The organism is Ruthenibacterium lactatiformans (assembly GCF_000949455.1).
Taxonomy (GTDB): Bacteria; Bacillota; Clostridia; order Oscillospirales; family Ruminococcaceae; genus Ruthenibacterium; species Ruthenibacterium lactatiformans.
In genome coordinates, this window is record NZ_JXXK01000107.1 from 1 (window position 1) to 552 (window position 552).

Sequence of the window (552 nt, forward strand, 5' to 3'; positions counted from 1 at the left end):
GTGTAGTGAATTGTCAAACTAAGTGCAACAGGAATTGAGCTCGAAGTCCCATAATTCCTGAGCAGAATGGAAGTACAGAACTTTGCGAGGCCTGGCGTTCAACAACGCCAGGTTTCGTTTTAATGTGGCGGGAGCAACACGGGAAAGGTTCCTGCCCTTGGGATAAAACTCCCGGAGCAGGCCGTTCAGATTCTCGTTTGTACCTTTCTGCCAGGCACAATATGGGTCGGCAAAATAGACCTCGCAATGCAATCGTTCTTCAATGCGGCGCCAGTTGGCAAACTCCGTGCCCCGGTCGCAGGTAATGGTCTTGACCAGTTGCGGAGGGAAAGCGGACAATGCAGCGACAATGGCGTTCTCCATGGTCTCCGCCCGTCGGTCCGACATCTTCATGGCAATGTAAAACCGAGTCTTGCGCTCCGCCAGGGTGGCAAAGCAGGCTTTGCTTTTGCCCTGGCCACTCACCACTGTATCCGCTTCCCAATGCCCGGCTTCCTCACGGCTGTATACCGACTTGTCCCTCTTGCGGATCGACTTTCCCTTACTGTATTT

Annotated in this window: 1 protein-coding gene; it reads right to left on the reverse strand. The window is 53.4% G+C overall.

Annotated features, from left to right (window positions below; genetic code table 11):
• Positions 1–18: 18 nt before the first annotated feature.
• Positions 19–552 (reverse strand): IS30 family transposase (locus TQ39_RS19910; protein ID WP_156146458.1); only part of this gene is annotated, 534 nt, incomplete at its 5' end.